We start from the raw sequence: 17,289 nt of genomic DNA, 5'->3' as shown, positions 1-17,289 counted from the left end.
CAGGAGGTAGAGCAGCGCCGGGAGCACCTGCCGACGACTGCATGGATGCAGGAGGTAGAGCAGCGCCGGGAGCACCTGCCGATGAATCCGGTGACTCAACGGATGCAGACGTATTTCTCGGAAATCCAATCATGGCATGCCCACATTCATAAACAGGATCGCGAATACGGCATCGTTCATGATCACCACGGTAATCGCGGCCACCACGGAATTTGTCGTCTCGTAACCGAGACTTTCGGTATTGGGCTGAATGCGGAATCCGAAATGGCAGGCAATCAGCGCTATCATCAAGCCGAACACGATGCTCTTGCCCAGCCCGATAAAGACATTAAGCAGCGGCACCACATCAGGCAACTTGAGAAAAAACTGCTGGTAACTGATATCCAGCGTATTCTGCGCCGAAACCATACCGCCGATCAGCGCCATGGCGCTGGTCCAGACGCTCAGCAGCGGCATTGAAATCGTCAGCGCTGCCACTTTGGGCAGAATCAAACGCATGGAGTGGGAAATGCCCATTGCGGACAGCGCATCGAGTTCTTCGGTGACGCGCATGATGCCGATTTGCGCGGTCATAGCCGAACCGGAACGGCCGGCGACCAGAATGGCCGCGAGCAGTGGCCCCAGCTCGCGAATAACGCTCAGGCCCAGGATATCGATGATGTAAATCTCGGCCCCGAAAAGCTTTAGTTGCAATGCCGACAGATAGCTGAGCACGATGCCGATCAGGAAACCCACCAGTGCCGTAATGCCCAAAGCCCGAACGCCCGCCTCATAGATCGTGCCGGAAATCTCGGACCAGGGAACAGCACCTGGATGCCGCAGCAGATAAGCTATATCGAGAGCCAGCTGGCCCAGCAGCATGACCAGGTCCAGCAGCTGAAGCCAGAAACTCTCAATCGTCCGCTGCAGATAATGCATTATCAGGAATGTCCGGGAACGCTTAGGCTTGGATTCTGCAAGCTGCTGCGATTGCCAGCGCTCGAACAAACGCTGATGCTCCGGCCGCATCCGGAGCGCCGCCGGCATCTGCTTCCCCCAATCCCGCCAGAGAATCAAGGCCGTGCCGCTATCGAGCACATCGACAGCTTCCATATCCCATTGCATCGTTTTGTTGTCGGCCAATTTTTTGAGTTTATGCCGCAACAGCGGCGCCATCGCCAGATTGCGCAGCGTCCAGTTGCCAGACAATCTGGCCACTTTATCGCCATCCTTTTGCTTATGGACTTTCAGCAATGCTGGAGAGTCTGAACGTACTGCGGCATCAGTCATAAATAATTTACGGTAGCAAACAAAAAGTTTTCCTTAGCTACATACTATCCGAATTGATTATATCTTGCCTGAAAAGGTATGGCGTTCAGCTGAAGCTGGGGAGTAAGCTCGTGCTCAGAAATGACTTTTACTTGTGTTTTACCTGTATCATAATCAATTTCATGATTATGAACACAAGCCCCCCCCCCCCCCGAGATCACGACTTTTTCTTTCAAGCCTAATAATAAAAATTAACTTATGGATATAAAAAACACATCAGCCATACTATCCCTTTTTCTTGTTACAAGCCCCGCTTTCGCCATTGATCCGGTTTATGATGGATCCAACGGCATTCGAGCGAAAGTATTCGCCTCCAATTGTCTGGCCTGCCATACATCCAATCTGACAGGCTCGGCGCGCAACGGCGCCCCGGCCGATGTCAACTTTGATACCTATGAGGCAGCGCTAAAGAAGGCTGAGCGCGCCGTCGTCAGGGCCGTCGATAAGGTGTCGATGCCTCCCGCCAATACCAAACCATTTCTAAACGAAGAACAAAGAGCTGCCATGATCGCGTGGCAAAGCGCCGGCTTCCCGAAAACGGCTGCTTCCTCTTTTGACGGCAGTATTCTGACTCTCCCAGTCCTTGAAATCGGCGATCGCAAGGTCAAAGCCACGTTTAGATCAACCCTTCTCAAAAATAGTCCGACCGGTTACGGGTTCATACTGGATAGCATTGGGCCAACCACAGCGGTTTCAGAGCATCCGGCAACTTTTGCTCCTGAAACCGGGCAAATGCATCTGCCTTCGGTAGAGTTGATGGAAAAGGGCGTCAGCCTGGGCAGCGGAGATGTCCTGATGACCTGGGTAACCGGTTCAGCGCCAATGGTATTCACCTTGGACAATCCCAGTTTTCCGACAATTTCGCCCCCGGCTACTTACAATTATAGCAGCGGCATCATGACCCTGCCGGTCGTCAATGTCGGAGACCAGAAGTTCCGTGCAACCCTGAAGCTAATCCCCCTCCTCACCAGCCCATCGAATTCCGGTTTTATGCTGGAAAGCGCTGAGCTGACCACGGCATCTTCAGAGGATGCCGCAACTTATAATCCTGAAACCGGACAGGTTGTCCTGCCTGTGATAAAAGTGATGCAAAACGGTGTCAGGCTGGGCCAGATGCTTACCGAAATGGAATTGGTGCCAGGCTCTAATCCGTTGCTGTTCAACATAACTGCCTCTACCGTTATGCCTGTAGCCCCATGGTATCCGGCAAACCCACAATAAGCCCGGCATTACCGCCTTACCAATAGGGCCACGCTTTTTATAAGAAAGCGGCGATAACGGAGAATACTCTCCGTTATCGCCGCTGCCCCTGAATCCGGAAATCAACACAGCTTCTTAAATACATACGCCGGCCTGATGATGTCCAGCCCGAGGCAGTGTGACGCCAATTCATGAGGTAAATTCAACAGCGGCTTTCTATCTGACCAAAGTCAATGTCATGTATGACTAAAGTCAATGTCATGATTTTTGGCGTAGGCTAACCTGTGTATTGCGACTTTTTAAAGCCTACACACAAAGGTGAACCAATGAATATAAAAAGTTCGTTGATCCTGCTGTTTTCACTCCTTATCACAGGCCCCGCTTTCGCCATTGATCCGGTTTATGAAGGGCCCAACGGCATTCGAGCGAAGGTATTCGTCACCAATTGTCTGGCCTGCCATGCCTCCCATCTGACCGGCTCGGCGCGCAACGGCGCTCCGGACGACGTCAACTTTGATACCTATGAGGCAGCGCGACCGAATGCTGAGAGCGCCATCGTCGCGGCCGTTGAGCAGGGGTCTATGCCGCCCAGTACCAGCGGTTCATTGCTTAACGAAGAACAAAATGCCGCCATGCTCGCGTGGCAAGACGCCGGCTTCCCCAAAGGCATCATAACCACTGCCGGCTCTACCGATCCCTCTTTTGATGGCACCCGATTAAGAATTCCGGTGGTCAATATCGGCAATCAAAAATTCAATGCCACCCTGAGGCTGATTCCGCTCGAAAGCAGCCCGACCGGCAACGGATTCGTGTTGGAAAACGCCGCGTTGACCACGGCATCTTCCAGCAATCCAGCAACTGCCGACCCTGCGACCGGGAAAGTGTTTGTACCTTCGGTAGCGGTAATACAGAACGGCGCCGATATAGGCACAGTGGCTATCCAGCTGACATTGATTCCGGGCTCAGATCCAATGACGTTCAGCTTGGATAACCGTTTGACGGTACCCACTAACGCCAGCTACTCTTTTAACACCACCCTCCTGAATCTGCCGGTTGTCATTGTCGGCAATCAGAAATTCCGCGCAAACCTGAGACTGGTCTCTTTGGGCGGCAGCCCCACCGGTATTGGATTCGTACTGGAAAGCGCCGTGCTGACCGGCGCATCTTCGGACACTGCCGCGACTGCCAACACTGCAACCGGATTAGTCACTATGCCTTATGTAGAGCTGATACAAGACGACATTATCCAAAGCGTGGTCCGAGCCGAAATGCAATTGGTACCGGGTTCCAATCCGTTACAGTTCATCTTAACCAACTACACGCCTATCGCGCAATGAGCCCATCGAACCGGCAATGAACTTGATCATTGCCGGTTTTCTACCGATAAGACCATGTGTTAATCGATGAAGGACTTTCTATCTCAGGCATGAAATTGATTTATTTAACTTCAATCGCCAGCATAGCGGCGCTAACAGGTTGCCCGCCATTGTCGCCGCCATCCCCTGAAACCGGAACTCAATACAGCTTCTTAAACGCATACGCCAACCTGATTATGCTCGGTCCGAGATAGGTTATGCCAACTGATGCAGGAAGTTTTAAGCTCATACTCATCAGTAGATTTTACCTGACTTAAATCAATGTAATGATTTTTTAAGTTAGATAACCTGAGATCACGACTTTATTTGCAAGCCCCAAAGGTGACCCTATGAATATAAAGAGCTCGTTAGTCTTACTGTTTTCTTTCCTTATCACAGGCCATGCTTTCGCTATTGATCCGGTTTATGAAGGGTCCAACGGCATTCGAGAGAAAGTATTTGCCACCAACTGTCTGTCCTGTCATTCGTCTGAGCTGACCGGAGCGGCGCGCAACGGCGCGCCTCCCGGAGTCAACTGGGATACCTATGAGGCAACGCTACCAAATGCTGATAATGCCATCACCAGGGCTGTTGAGGCAATGACAATGCCGCCCGCGGGTACCAAACCACCGCTTAACCAGGAACAAAAAGATGCCATGCTCGCATGGCAAAGCGCCGGTTTCCCGCAAGGAGCGGCGAACACCCCCATCAATGCCACTTTTGATGGAACAACATTGAAACTTCCGGTGGTCAATGTCGGCAGTCAAAAATTCAATGCTACCCTGAGGCTGACTCCGCTCACAGGCAGTCCGACAGGCGTTGGATTCGTGCTTGAAAATGCCGTGTTGACCACGGAGTCTTCGGATACTGCCGCGACTTATGACTCCGCATCCGGAAAAGTACTCATCCCTGCGGTGGATGTGGTACAGAATGGCGCTGTCCAAGATCAGGTCACGAATGTCGAATTGACATTAGTGGCTGGCTCTGATCCTATGACGTTTAACCTAGAACAAAGCGGCTTAGAGATTCCAACCGTCGCCTTCTTCTCTTATGACGCCAACAAGCTGGCAATACCGGTCGTCAATGTCGGAGAGCAAAAGTTCAGTGCAATCCTGAATCTCATCCAACTCTCAGACAGCCCGACCGGCCTTGGATTCCAACTGGAAGCCGCAGAGTTGACCCAACTAACTTCGGACACTCCCGCGACTTATGACCCTGCATCCGGAATAGTCACCCTGCCTTTAATCAATCTACAGCGAAACGGCGTCACTGAGAGTTCAGTAAGCGCTGAAATGCAATTAGTACCGGGCTCCGATCCGTTACAGTTCAGCTTAACCAGCTACACGCCTATCACGCAATGATGCCTATCAAACCAGCAATGAATTTGATCATTGCTGGTTTTCTGCCGATAAGGCATGAGACTGATTTATTTAACCTTAGCCGCCAGCCTAGCGGCGACAATGAATTGTCCGTCATTGCCGCCGCTCTCCCAAAATCCGCAATTCAGCATAACCTCTTAAATATACTGTCCAGTTTCAATTATATTCTGCCCGGAATGATGACAAACCCTGCTGACAGTAAAAATAGACTCATATTCAATATCGGCTTTTTATCTGATTAAAATCAATGTAATGATCTTTTATGTTAGATAGCCTGTGTCATATTTTTATATCTCAGGCCTATATCAAGGGTGAACCTATGAAGATAAAAAGCTCGTTGGTTATTCTGCTCTCTTTACTCATCACAGACTATGTTTTCGCTGCGGCAACGGTCGCTCCCAACGCTTCCTTTGACGGTTTAACGCTGAAACTGCCAGTCGTCAATGTCGGCAGCCAAAAATTCAACGCCACCCTCGGACTCACTCTGCCCAACAATAGCCCAACCGGCTACGGATTCGTATTGAAAAATGCTGAGCTGACTACGGCTTCTTCAAACAATCCCGCGACATTCGACCCTGAAACAGGGCAAGTGCTGATACCTTCGGTAGAGGTAACGCAAGGCGGCACCAGCTTGGGCACGGGAGAAGCCTACTTGACGCTGATAGCAGGATCTGATCCCATGCAGTTTATTTTAGAAGAGCCCGGTTTTCCGAATCTTTCAACGACAGCCTCCTATTTTTATGACACCACTACGCTGACCCTGCCGGTCGTTTTTGTCGGCACGCAAAAATTCAGGGCTGGCTTGAAGCTCATTCCGCTCCAGGATAGCCCGACCGGGCTTGGATTCGTACTGGAAACTGCTGAGTTGACCGCAACCAATTCAGACAGCGCCGTGAATGCTGATACTGAAACCGGTCTAATTACTCTGCCTTATGTAGAGATGATAAAAGACGGCGTCAGCCAGACCCCGGTAAGCGCTGAAATGGAATTGATACCCGGATCTAACCCGCTGCGGTTCAGATTACTCAAATACCCCCCCATCCAACAGTGATATGCCGGACCCGCATAAAACCTGAACATCGCCGGTTTTCTGCCAATAAGGCTATGTGTGTAAATAAGGTAGTAAGTAATGCAGGATTTTTTCTCACGTATGAGACTGGTTTATTTAACTTTAATCGCCGGTCTGGCGGCGATAATGAGCTGTTCGCCATTGTCGCCGCCGTCCCTGAAACCGGAACTCAATACCGCGCAAAGCCATGCCCAGTATGTCGGAGCAAGCGTTTGTTCCAGTTGTCATGAACTTGAAAACAGTCACTGGAGCCATACGGTTCATGCGCGCATTCCCCATCTTGCCGCGCCGGACAATCCGAAAGTAGAAGGCTGCGAGACCTGTCACGGCCCCGGGTCAGAGCACGTATCGGCCCCTGCCGATAAATCGAAAATCATGGCGTTCACGCATCAGTCAGGCGCGACCGTCAGCCAGCAGAACTCCATGTGCCTTCAGTGCCACAGCGGCAAGGAGCGCATCGCCTGGCCGGGCTCGGTCCATCAAATGAATGACTTGAGCTGCAGCGATTGCCATAATCCGATGGCGCAGTTCTCGCAAAGAGGATTGCTGCGCAAGGACGGCATCAATCAGACCTGTTACAGCTGCCATCAGCAACAGCGCGCCGAGTTCAGAAAACGTTCGCACATGCCCTTGCCCGAAGGCAAAGTCACCTGCATCGACTGCCACAATCCGCACGGTTCGAACACCGATCCGATGCTGAAAGCCGATACGGTCAATCAGGTTTGCTATCAATGCCATCAGGAAAAGCGCGGCCCTTTCATCTGGGAGCATGCGCCGGTCCGGGAAAGCTGCCTGAATTGCCATCAGCCGCATGGCTCCAATCACGAATCGCTGCTGGTCAGCACCAGGCCGTTCCTGTGCCAGACCTGCCATACCAACCGCGGCCATCCCAACGATTTGATGACGACCGCGAATCTGGCGTCGGCTTCCAATCCGGATGCGCGCCTTATCAACCGAAGCTGCCAAAACTGCCATGCCCAGATTCATGGCTCCAATCATGCCGCGGGCATGCTTTTCCATCGATAGCGAGGCGGCGATGCCGCCCGCTGTCAGCGCCGGCTTGTTAGGCGATCAACGTACTGCTTTGCTTATTGCATTGCTGGCCTTTACCTCATCGGCGATCGGCGCCGGCAATCCGCCCGGAAACAACCTCAATCCCACGGGCACCGATACAACCCGGACCAAATCCCAGCAGGGGCTTTCCTTGGTTAAACAGAAACCGTCCAGAACGCCGAGCGGCCTGCTGTACGATACGCCCTATGAGCCGTTAAGCTATAAAAAGCTCAATGACGACTGGCAATACCGGGGCAGCCTGGATTTCGGCTATTTATTCGGCAGCGGCAGAAAATCGTCTTCGAAATTCAGCGATTACAGCGACTGGCGCAACGGGCCCTTGCTCAATTACTTTTCGCTGTCAGGCTGGCAGGAACGCGAAGGCTATTTTCTGGACGCGCAAGGCGGCGGCGTCGGGCGTGACGATCAGTATTATCAATTATCGACAGGCCAGCTCGGCACCTTCAGGATCAACGGCTTTTTCAACCAGACGCCGCATACCTATACCGACAATGCCGTAACGATTTTTCAGGGCGTCGGCAGCGAAAACCTGACGCTGCCTCTCGGACTCGTTCCCGGCCGCAACAGCAGCGAGCAAATCCGGCAGGCCCTGGCATCGGCCTATAACCCCGATCTGGGCATCAACCGGGAGGAAAGCCGTATCGGCTTCAACTATACGCCGACGCTGGGCCTGAAATTCTTCGCCGATTTTTCCCATGAAACGCGGGAAGGCCGGCGGGCCTTCGGCGGCTCGTTCCTGCCGCCGTTCTATGCCGGCGCGAACTCAGGCGGCATGGTCGAAACCATCGAGCCCATCGACTATGTGACCAATGAAATACGCACCGGTTTTAGCTATGCCGGCACCGATCTGGAACTTAACCTGAACTATACCGGCTCGTTCTTCGCCAACGACAAAGGCCAACTGACCTTCGACAACCCGTTTACCAACCTTCCCGGCACGAACTTTATCGTCGAACGCGGCCGCTACGATTTATATCCCGACAACACTTTCCACCAGATCAAGAGCGATCTCGCCTACCGGCTGCCGATGCGCGGGCAGCTGACCTCGACGCTGTCCTGGTCGCGCATGTATCAGAATGATGACCTGCTCCCGTCGACTCTCAACTCGGGACAGACCTTTACCGGCATCAACATGGATCAGTGGAATTCAATCGCATCGCTGCCGCGAAGAACCGCCGATGTCGAGATTACGAACTGGCTGTTTCAACTGGGCCTGCAACTGGCGCCGTGGGATCCTTTGACGCTGAAAGCGAAATTCCGCTATTACAACGAAGCCAATGACACCGATTATACGGCGTTCAACCGGCTGACCAACCAATACGGAATGATCCTTGAAGACGGCGCGCAAGGTGGCGAGGTTTTCAGGCCGGCAACGCCGCAAAGCCCGTTTCATTACCGCAGCATTCCCTTCTCGCAGAAAGTCATGGACTGGTTCTTCGATGCCGATTACCGGCTCAGCTACAAGACCACGGCCGGCTTCGGCTATCATTTTGAACAGCATGAACCCAGCTACCGCGAGCGCATCAGCACCGATGAGAACCATCTGAAATTCCATTTATCGAACCGCTCGCTGTCCTGGACGACCTTGCGCCTGTCTTACGAATACTCGACCCGGGACGGCAGCGATTATGACTACAACCCCTACGTACCCTTCTATACCGGCTCGCTGCCCGGCTTCAGATCGTCGCTGACCGACGGCGTCACGCCGCTTACGCTCGCCGATCTCAGGAAATACGATCTGAGCGACCGGCAGCAGCACCGGATCAAGGCCCAGGCCAATTTTCTGCTGCGCGACGACCTGGATCTGATCGCTTCCGCCAACTGGACCAACAACGTTTATGACGCTCGTTACGGATTGCAAACCGCCCGGACCATCTCAGCCAATCTGGAAGGCAACTATCAGCCTTCGTCCCGGCTGAATGCCTACGCTTTCTACAGTTTTCAGAAACAGCAAAGCCAGCTCAGCAATATCAACGACATTGGCATCTCGGCCGATCCTTATGCCGGCGGCAGCCGCTTTCCTTATGCCGCAGCCTGGAAAGAAGCCGTCGACGACATCAACCACATGATAGGACTAGGATTCCGCTATCAGTTCGACCCGTTCGACATCGACATATGTTATTCATACAACTGGGCCAATACTAATGTTGACTATGACGCCGCATCCAACCTGGCCTTCGCCAATCCGGACATCCGTAATCAGGCCACCGGCAATAGTTTCCCAGTCATCAATTTCGACAGGCATATTCTGGAAACCAACCTGAGATGGAATCTGCGCAAGGACATATCGATGCGCTTCTATCATCGTTATGAACATAACACCATACAGGACTGGCATTACGACGGCCTCACGCCGCTGATCGGCAATCATCTGTTTCTGAATGCGATGCCGGAAAATTATGGCGAACATGTTTTTGGGGTGTTTGTGCAGTATCGTGTTCAGTAGTTGCAATGATCTGGTTGTGCCGCGCTGGCGCGACAAACGGGATAATGGCAGCCCTCAATTTGTAGGGTATGCATCGCGTACCTTGCCAGAACTATTGCATAACCCATTCATTCAATTTTCACGATTCCAAATTTCACTTATTCCCCGCCACAAGCAACGGATATGGATTGATCGCGCCGTTATGGGTATAAATTCCGTAATGCAGGTGCGTCGGCCCGCCTTTAGCATTGCCGGTGTCGCCGACGTAGCCGATCACATCGCCTCTCTGAACGAAATCGTATAGTTTGACAGGCCCGAAGCGGTCCAGATGGGCAAAGTAGTGAAGCTGAAGCCCTGACCCCAATAACCTGACGTTATTGCCGCCGAGACGGTTCTGCCCGATGCCGACAATCAGCCCCGAAACCGGCGCAAGCACCGGCGTGCCGCGTTTGGCGAAAATGTCGATGCCTTTATGCTCCCGGCCGCCGCTGCGCGGATTGCCCCAGGAATCGGCGATCGCCTTGCGCGACAATCCCTTCACAGGAATCGGCAATGTCAACGGCGCATCGGCTGTTATCAACGATAACACCGCCTTGGGATGCGGGACCACCGCCAAGACGATGCCCAAAAGAAGTCCAAGCAGCACCAGCAAGGTAAAAAATATTCTCATAACCGACTCATGCCAAAACACCCAATAAGCTGAATTTCTGAATGGGGAGACAGGCGTTCTTTCACATTCACAGCTTTCAACCCAAACAACGCGCCAGATATTTTCTATGACAAACCTCTAGCCATTATTTCCGCTGCATCCAAAAGCCCAAACGGATTTTTAACGTTTTTTTTATGAATTTTCATTTCCTGGCAAGGTCGAAAATTCGTCAAGCCCAAAACCATGAGTGAGGCATTTACCTTACCGCTTCTGAGTGAGGCATTTACCTTACCGCTTCGCATCGATCATTGAGTTCAGGAGTCTGTATTGTCATGATAGAAACTGATTCAAACACAAGCGTGATTTATGCACCGGGATTTCTCGCAGCTTAAAGACCGCAATGTTGACGTGCTGGTTTGCGGCGGCGGCGTTTACGGCGCCTGGACCGCTTACGATGCGGCCTTGCGCGGCCTGAAGGTCGCCATTGTCGACCAGGGCGACTGGGCCTGTGCAACCTCCTCCGCATCCAGCAAGCTGATCCACGGCGGCTTGCGCTATCTGGAATCCCTCGACTTCAAGCTGGTCAGGAAAACCCTGGCTGAACGGCAGATGTTGCTGAAAACCGCGCCGCACCGGGTCTGGCCGCTGCGTTTCGGCATACCGGTTTATAAACACAGCCGCATCGGCTCGCTGCAATTAAAAATCGGCCTGCTGCTTTATGATCTGCTGGCCGGCACAATGCCGAAAACCCAGACTTACCAATACCACTCCCCTGCCGAATTCGCCGAGCGTTTCCCCTGCCTTGAGGCGACCGGCCTGGCGGCAGGCTTTACCTATTTCGACGCCCAAACCGACGATGCCCGCTATGTCCTGGAATTGATAGCCGGTGCGCAGGACAGCGGCGCAATTTGCCTGAACTATTGCCGGGTCAACCGTTTTCTGGAAAATGACGGCCGGCTCTGCGGCGCCGTCTGTCAGGACCAGGCCACGGGCGAGACGGCCGATGTCGGCGCCGCCCGGATCGTCAACACGGCCGGCCAGTGGTCGGCCCGCCTTCATGACAACAACCGCTACAGGCTCTCGAAAGGCGTGCATCTGGTCCTGCCGAAGGTGCTGGAAAACGAAGCCCTGCTGCTGACCGCGCAAACCGACGGGCGCGTGTTTTTCATGATGCCCTGGTACGGGCTGACGCTGCTCGGCACGACTGACACCGATTATAGCGGCGATATCGAGCATGTGAGGGTCGAAGCCGAAGACATCCGTTATCTGCTGTCCGAGGCCAACCGCGTACTCAGGAATACAAATTGGACTGAAAACGACATCATCGGCCGATACGCCGGCCTGCGCGTGCTGAAGCCCAGCGATGACCCGTCGCCTTCGGCCGTCAGCCGTGACTGGACATTAAAAATTGCCCCCGATGGCCTGCTTTCTTCGATCGGCGGCAAGCTGACTTCGGCGCGAGAAGATGCCGAACATATCGTCGATGCGGTGTGCGAGCAATTAGGCATCGGCGCCGCCGGCCAGACCTTCGGCAAACCTTTTCCCTGGCGCCCTGATACGGACTATGCGCCATGGTGCGCCGACGCTTCACACAAAGCCACGCATCTCGGCATCGACAACCTCAGCGCGCACTGGCTGCTGCGCCGCCACGGCAGCCGGACGCCGGCCGTATTCGAGCTGTGCGAACAGGAGCCTGAACTGGCCCGGCGCATAACGCCGACCCTGCCGTTCATCATGGCCGACCTGATTTTCTGTGCGCAGCATGAAATGGTCGTGCATCTGGAAGATCTGCTGCGGCGCCGCCTGCCGCTGCTGATCCTGGCGAAGCTGACACCGGCCGAATTGCAGCGCCTGGCCAGCATCGCCGCAGAGGTATTGGGATGGGACCAGGACACCATGCACCATCAACTCGACACGTGTACCGAAAAATGGCTGCTTCATTGATTCCGACTATCGCGCTTGACCTGGGCACGACCGCCCTGAAGGCCGGCATACTGGCTGATAACGGCGAGTTCGCCGCCGTGCTCTCGCGCCCTGCGCCGACCACGACGGGCGAGAACGGCATCTGCGAAAGCGACGCGCTGGCCTATCTGACCACCGCCACGGCATTGCTGGATGAATGTCTTGCCGATGCAGGCGGCAACGCCGGATTGGGCTTATCCTGCCAGCGCTCTTCTTTTCTTATTTGGGACAAGATCAGCGGCCTGCCGGTCACGCCGCTGATTTCCTGGCAGGACACACGCGGCGAAGCAAGCTGCCAGGCGCTGCGAGCGCAGGAACCGCTGATAAAAGACCTGACCGGCCTGCGCCTGACGCCGTATTATTTCGCGCCCAAGCTGCGCGTCTTGTTGGAGGATCGTCCGCCGCTGCGCGAGGGCCTGGAGCAAGGCGAGCTGATCGTCGGCACGCTGGACTGCTTCCTGATCTATCACTGGTCGGGCGGCGACCGGCATCAAACCGATGTCTCCATGGCGGCGCGCACGTTGTTGATGGATGTCCGGCAGGCCGCCTGGTCGCCGGTTTTATGCGACCTGTTCGGAATTGCCTTGAACTGGCTGCCGGCCATCACGCCTTCTTCCGGCCTGAATCTGACGCTGAAAAACGGCTGCACGCTGCAAGCCGATATCGCGGACCAGTCCGCCGCCCTAATCGCCAGCCTCCGGCCCGACAGTGCGGAAGCACTGGTCAATCTGGGCACCGGCGGCTTCGTGGTCCGCTACCTGCCTGAACAGGAGCCGATACAGACGGACGGTTACCTACAGACGCTGGTTTACAAGGACAACGCTTCGAAGACGCACATCGCCATCGAAGGCACGATCAACTCCATCGCCGCCGCATTGGCCCCTTACCCTTACCGGGACTGCCGGCTGGAGGATCTGGCCGAAACGGCGCAGCTGTTCTGCATCTGCGAGCCGAGCGGTCTGGGCGCGCCGTATTTTCGCGAGCTATCCGGCCTTGTCTTTTCGGCGCCTGTCGATGGTCTTGATGAACGCCAGATCGCTTGCCTGTTGCTGGAAGGCATCATTTTTCGCGTAACCCGCATCTTGGATGATTTCCGGCATAACTATGGCATAGGCCGTGTTTATCTGTCGGGCGGCCTGTCCGAAGTGCCGGCGCTGCAGCAAGGCATAGCCGCCTGCAGTTCGCTGGAGGTCCACAACCTGCTGCAAAAAGAGGCGAGCCTGCTCGGCGCTGCTATCCTGGCTGCCGGTCTGCCGCCGGCTTACGCAAGAAAATCGGTAAAAGTATCGGCAACTGCCGATGCCTTAAAAGGCAAATATCAACAGTGGAAAACCTGGTTCGATGCATGCCTTGACACATGACATAAAGTTAACGGAGGATGCGGCTGTTAACCAACCCGGCACAAACAACCTTCATGAGGTATAGGGTGTGAATGCTTGGTATACTAACTGGAGCCGACTACCAGAAAACCATTTTAAAAAACAGGTTGAAACCAAAATGCAAAAACCCATTCTTAATACCCGCCTGTTAGCCGCCGGCCTGATTATATCGAGTGCGCTAGGCGGTTGCGCGACCACGGCCAAGAACGGTGAAACCAGCCCGAACGATCCATTGGAAAGCTGGAACCGGGGCGCGCAGTCATTTAACGACGACGTCGATGATGTTATTTTAAAACCGATGGCGCAAGGTTACCTGTGGATAACCTCGGATGCCGTCGATGAAGGCGTGTCCAACTTTTTCAGCAACCTGAACGACATCGGCGTCACCGTCAACGATTTGCTGCAGTTTAAAATGCTGCAGGCCGGCATGGACGCCAGCCGTTTCCTGGTCAATACGACGGCCGGCGTAGTCGGAGTCTTCGATGTGGCCAAGCATATCGATTTGCCCAAGCACGATGAAGATTTCGGCCAGACTTTAGGCTATTGGGGCATCCCCTCCGGCCCTTATCTGGTATTGCCGTTCGCCGGCGCCAGTTCGCCGCGCGATGCGGTCGGCCTGCTTGGCGACGCTCTCTTGAGCCCTTTGACTTATGCCTTCCTGCTTTCCGGCGGCATGGTCAATGTCGTATCGATGGCCTCCAGCGCGGTCGATGTCGCCGATACCCGGGCCGGCTTGATGTCGACCGAAAAAATGATCGACGAAGCGGCTGTGGACCGCTATGAATTCATTAAAAATTCCTACCAGCAGCACCGTGAATTTCTGGTCAATGACGGCAATGTACCGGTACAGGAAGCGGATGGCTTTGATATAGATAAAGAAGTTTCCGCCCTGGAGGATGCCGATAACGCGGCGCCGGCAACGGCCGGAGCGAATGCGGCCGAGGTGCGCGCAGTCAAAGCGGCTCCTGACAATGCCGTCAAGATAACGCCGATCGCCGACAGAGCCCCTGTTGTCACCCATACGCTGAAACTGGAGGATCCTAAGCAAGGCCGGTCGCCCAAGGCGGTGCCGGTGACCAAGCACTTCCTCGATTTGTCGGCTCCGGAGGAATAAGGCCATGCCCAGAGCACCTTATCCCGACAACTGGAGTGATATCGATACCGCACTCTATAAAAGATCGGTCAAGGTATTCAGCTCTGTCAAAAAAATGCTGAGCGTCAAGCTTAAGCTCCATGCCGACACCCAGGTTCAACAAGGCGATATCTTTTTATTCAACCATTTCTCGCGCTTTGAAACGTTTATCCCGCAATATCTGATCTACGAGAAAACCGGCGCCTACAGCTGCGCCATCGCCTCCGGTGAATTCTTTCAAGGCGACACGGTGCTGGCCCGCTACCTGAGGAACGTCGGCGTTTTCCCCCATGATCATCCGCGCCTGTTCCCTCTGCTTGCCGAACAGATACTCCGCGGCCGCAAGGTCATCGTCTTTCCCGAAGGCGGCATGGTCAAGGACCGCCGGGTCATGGACCATAAAGGCCATTACAGCGTTTATTCGCGGCTGACCGGCGAAAGGCGCAAGCATCACACCGGCCCCGCCGTGCTGGCGCAAGGGCTGGAGGCCTTCAAAGCCACGATCCGCAATGCCTACACCGACAAAAACTATGATCAATTATTACGCTGGAAGGAAGACCTGCACCTCGACAGCCTCGATCAACTGCTGACCGCCGCGCTCAAGCCAACCCTGATCATACCGTCCAATATCACGTTTTATCCGATCCGCTCCGATGAAAATCTGCTGTTGACGAGCGTCGAACTGTTCGCAGACGGATTGAATCTGCGCCAGACCGAGGAACTGCTGATCGAAGGCAACATCATGCTCAAAAATACCGACATGGATGTCCGCATGGGCGCGCCGGTCGATCCCTATAAAGTCTGGCACTGGTGGAACCGCTATCTGCTGGGCCTGGTGGCCTCCGAATTCAGGACGCTCGACGAAGTGTTTGCACTGCATGCCAGGCCCAGGAACTGGAAGCAGAAAATGCTGGGCTCGTATTTCAAAAAAAGCGCCGCCGCCACACGCAACCAGTACATGGAGGAAATCTACGCCAATGTCACGATCAATTTAAGCCACCTGGCCTCGACGCTGATCATGCATTGCATCGAGACCGGCCAGCAGCAGATCGAGCGCCAGCGTTTTTTCACGATACTGTATATCGCTGTCAAGCATTTGCAGAACAACACCAAAATCAACCTGCACAGGAGCCTTTTAAACCCGGCCGATTACAGCGATCTGATCGCCGGCACCAGCAAACGCTTCGAGCAATTCATTTCTGTGGCGATCAAAAACGGGCTCATCCTCGAATACGAGGATTACTACCAGTTTTTGCCCAAACTGCAGGAAGAGCATGACTTTGACAACATCCGGCTGGAAAACCTGATCGCCGTTTATGATAACGAAGCCGAACCGATAACCGCCGTCCGCAAGACCATGGTCAAGGCCATGGCCGAGCATGATCATGTCGACCCGCAAAAACTGGCCGCCTGGCATTTCGATGACGAACGCCGTGATTTGAGCTGGGAGCGGCATCTGTACAGCAAAGCCCATTTCGACGACATCAATGAGCAGGAAACGGCCACGGCCGATCCTATGCCGTTTTTCCTGCGGCCCGAACACGGTAACGGCATCGGCGTGCTGTTGATACACGGCCTGCTGGCAAGTCCGGCCGAAACCCGAAGCTATGGCGAGTATCTGGCCAGACAAGGCTATACGGTCATGGGCGTCAGACTGAAAGGCCACGGCTCCTCGCCATATGCGCTGCGCGACCAGAGCTGGCGGGATTGGTACTCGTCCGTGCAGCGCGGCTTCAACATACTGAAAGCGCACTGCAAGCGGATTTTCGTCACCGGTTTTTCCACCGGCGCCGCGATGGCGCTTAAGCTGGCATCGGAAAACCACGCGGAAATTATCGGCATCACAGCGATCGCCGTGCCGCTGAAATTCATCAATTCGACCTTTATGCTCGTGCCCTTATTGCACGGCACCAATAAACTGGTCGGCTGGGTTTCGGCCTATGAGGGCGTCAAACGGTTTATCGAAAACGTACCGGAAAACCCGACCATCAACTACCGGCATACGCCGATCAGAAGTCTGTATGAACTGCGCCTGCTGATTGAGGACATGGATGAGGTTCTGCCCCTTATCAATACCCCCGTGCTGGTCATTTATGCCGATCAGGACCCTATCGTATCCGTTAAAAGCGCGCAAGAACTCTTCGAAAAACTCGGGGCGCCCCGCAAGCAGCTCAAGATCATCAATGCCGATCGCCACGGCATCCTGTTGCACAACCTGGGCAACACTTGGGAAATGATCGATGATTTCATGGCCGGCCGCATCGATGAAACCAATAAGGATGAGTCAGGTCAAAGAAGAATTAATAAATTTAACCTGTATCCCTTGCCGGAATCGAGCCGCTAGAACTTAAGCCTAT

General features: G+C 54.2%; 13 protein-coding genes. 11 read left to right on the top strand and 2 right to left on the bottom strand.

Features of this window, described 5'->3' with window-relative positions:
* Nucleotides 1-129: 129 nt before the first annotated feature.
* Nucleotides 130-1,269: an ABC transporter permease gene (locus tag V2P20_RS13375; RefSeq protein ID WP_331819105.1), complete on the bottom strand. Its 1,140-nt coding sequence runs from the start codon at nucleotides 1,267-1,269 to the stop codon at nucleotides 130-132.
* A gap of 237 nt (nucleotides 1,270-1,506) precedes the next feature.
* On the opposite strand from V2P20_RS13375, the gene V2P20_RS13370 reads away from it, so the two are divergent.
* The 7 genes from V2P20_RS13370 to V2P20_RS13340 all read left to right on the top strand — a co-directional run bounded on the left by V2P20_RS13370 (nucleotide 1,507) and on the right by V2P20_RS13340 (nucleotide 9,831).
* Complete coding sequence (locus V2P20_RS13370) at nucleotides 1,507-2,529, top strand: cytochrome c (RefSeq protein ID WP_331819103.1); 1,023 nt, start codon at nucleotides 1,507-1,509, stop codon at nucleotides 2,527-2,529.
* Between the two features lie 305 nt (nucleotides 2,530-2,834).
* Nucleotides 2,835-3,845, top strand: a complete 1,011-nt coding sequence (locus V2P20_RS13365; protein ID WP_331819101.1) for a hypothetical protein — start codon at nucleotides 2,835-2,837, stop codon at nucleotides 3,843-3,845.
* Between the two features lie 368 nt (nucleotides 3,846-4,213).
* A complete protein-coding gene (locus V2P20_RS13360; protein WP_331819099.1) occupies nucleotides 4,214-5,224 on the top strand; it encodes a hypothetical protein in 1,011 nt (336 codons plus the stop codon).
* 17 nt (nucleotides 5,225-5,241) lie between these two features.
* Entirely contained in the window at nucleotides 5,242-5,484 is a 243-nt protein-coding gene (locus V2P20_RS13355) for a hypothetical protein (protein ID WP_331819097.1), read from the top strand.
* A 77-nt stretch (nucleotides 5,485-5,561) separates the two neighbouring features.
* Nucleotides 5,562-6,293, top strand: coding sequence for a hypothetical protein (locus V2P20_RS13350; protein WP_331819095.1), 732 nt, complete (start codon nucleotides 5,562-5,564; stop codon nucleotides 6,291-6,293).
* 99 nt (nucleotides 6,294-6,392) lie between these two features.
* Complete coding sequence (locus tag V2P20_RS13345) at nucleotides 6,393-7,337, top strand: DmsE family decaheme c-type cytochrome (RefSeq protein WP_331819093.1); 945 nt, start codon at nucleotides 6,393-6,395, stop codon at nucleotides 7,335-7,337.
* A complete protein-coding gene (locus V2P20_RS13340; RefSeq protein ID WP_331819091.1) occupies nucleotides 7,309-9,831 on the top strand; it encodes an MtrB/PioB family decaheme-associated outer membrane protein in 2,523 nt (840 codons plus the stop codon). Before V2P20_RS13345 ends, V2P20_RS13340 begins: the two co-directional genes overlap by 29 nt.
* 133 nt (nucleotides 9,832-9,964) lie before the next feature.
* Here the strand turns inward: V2P20_RS13340 and V2P20_RS13335 are convergent, their stop codons facing one another.
* Nucleotides 9,965-10,480: a M23 family metallopeptidase gene (locus V2P20_RS13335; RefSeq protein WP_331819090.1), complete on the bottom strand. Its 516-nt coding sequence runs from the start codon at nucleotides 10,478-10,480 to the stop codon at nucleotides 9,965-9,967.
* 345 nt (nucleotides 10,481-10,825) lie between these two features.
* Between V2P20_RS13335 and V2P20_RS13330 the strand changes: the two genes are divergently transcribed.
* From V2P20_RS13330 to V2P20_RS13315, 4 genes are all read left to right on the top strand, one after another.
* The gene (locus tag V2P20_RS13330) at nucleotides 10,826-12,403 is read left to right on the top strand and encodes a glycerol-3-phosphate dehydrogenase/oxidase (protein WP_331819088.1); all 1,578 of its coding nucleotides are present in this window, start codon (nucleotides 10,826-10,828) and stop codon (nucleotides 12,401-12,403) included.
* Nucleotides 12,388-13,782, top strand: coding sequence for an FGGY family carbohydrate kinase (locus V2P20_RS13325; protein WP_331819086.1), 1,395 nt, complete (start codon nucleotides 12,388-12,390; stop codon nucleotides 13,780-13,782). Before V2P20_RS13330 ends, V2P20_RS13325 begins: the two co-directional genes overlap by 16 nt.
* Nucleotides 13,783-13,918: 136 nt before the next feature.
* A complete protein-coding gene (locus V2P20_RS13320; protein ID WP_331819084.1) occupies nucleotides 13,919-14,914 on the top strand; it encodes a VacJ family lipoprotein in 996 nt (331 codons plus the stop codon).
* A 4-nt stretch (nucleotides 14,915-14,918) separates the two neighbouring features.
* Entirely contained in the window at nucleotides 14,919-17,276 is a 2,358-nt protein-coding gene (locus V2P20_RS13315; RefSeq protein WP_331819082.1) for an alpha/beta fold hydrolase, read from the top strand.
* The last annotated feature ends 13 nt before the right edge of the window (nucleotides 17,277-17,289 follow it).

Origin of the sequence: Methylobacter sp. Wu1 (assembly GCF_036553575.1) — a bacterium.
In the GTDB taxonomy this organism is placed as follows: domain Bacteria; phylum Pseudomonadota; class Gammaproteobacteria; order Methylococcales; family Methylomonadaceae; genus Methylobacter.
The sequence above is the reverse complement of the archived record's forward strand: the minus strand, read 5'-3'. Positions and strand labels throughout refer to the sequence as shown.

Coding starts and splice junctions, on each gene's coding strand:
- V2P20_RS13355 (WP_331819097.1), top strand. CDS start 5,242: ATGAATTTGATCATTGCTGGTTTTCTGCCGATAAGGCATGAGACTGAT.
- V2P20_RS13340 (WP_331819091.1), top strand. CDS start 7,309: ATGCCGCGGGCATGCTTTTCCATCGATAGCGAGGCGGCGATGCCGCCC.
- V2P20_RS13370 (WP_331819103.1), top strand. CDS start 1,507: ATGGATATAAAAAACACATCAGCCATACTATCCCTTTTTCTTGTTACA.
- V2P20_RS13330 (WP_331819088.1), top strand. CDS start 10,826: ATGCACCGGGATTTCTCGCAGCTTAAAGACCGCAATGTTGACGTGCTG.
- V2P20_RS13360 (WP_331819099.1), top strand. CDS start 4,214: ATGAATATAAAGAGCTCGTTAGTCTTACTGTTTTCTTTCCTTATCACA.
- V2P20_RS13325 (WP_331819086.1), top strand. CDS start 12,388: ATGGCTGCTTCATTGATTCCGACTATCGCGCTTGACCTGGGCACGACC.
- V2P20_RS13365 (WP_331819101.1), top strand. CDS start 2,835: ATGAATATAAAAAGTTCGTTGATCCTGCTGTTTTCACTCCTTATCACA.
- V2P20_RS13350 (WP_331819095.1), top strand. CDS start 5,562: ATGAAGATAAAAAGCTCGTTGGTTATTCTGCTCTCTTTACTCATCACA.
- V2P20_RS13315 (WP_331819082.1), top strand. CDS start 14,919: ATGCCCAGAGCACCTTATCCCGACAACTGGAGTGATATCGATACCGCA.
- V2P20_RS13320 (WP_331819084.1), top strand. CDS start 13,919: ATGCAAAAACCCATTCTTAATACCCGCCTGTTAGCCGCCGGCCTGATT.
- V2P20_RS13335 (WP_331819090.1), bottom strand. CDS start 10,480: ATGAGAATATTTTTTACCTTGCTGGTGCTGCTTGGACTTCTTTTGGGC.
- V2P20_RS13375 (WP_331819105.1), bottom strand. CDS start 1,269: ATGACTGATGCCGCAGTACGTTCAGACTCTCCAGCATTGCTGAAAGTC.
- V2P20_RS13345 (WP_331819093.1), top strand. CDS start 6,393: ATGAGACTGGTTTATTTAACTTTAATCGCCGGTCTGGCGGCGATAATG.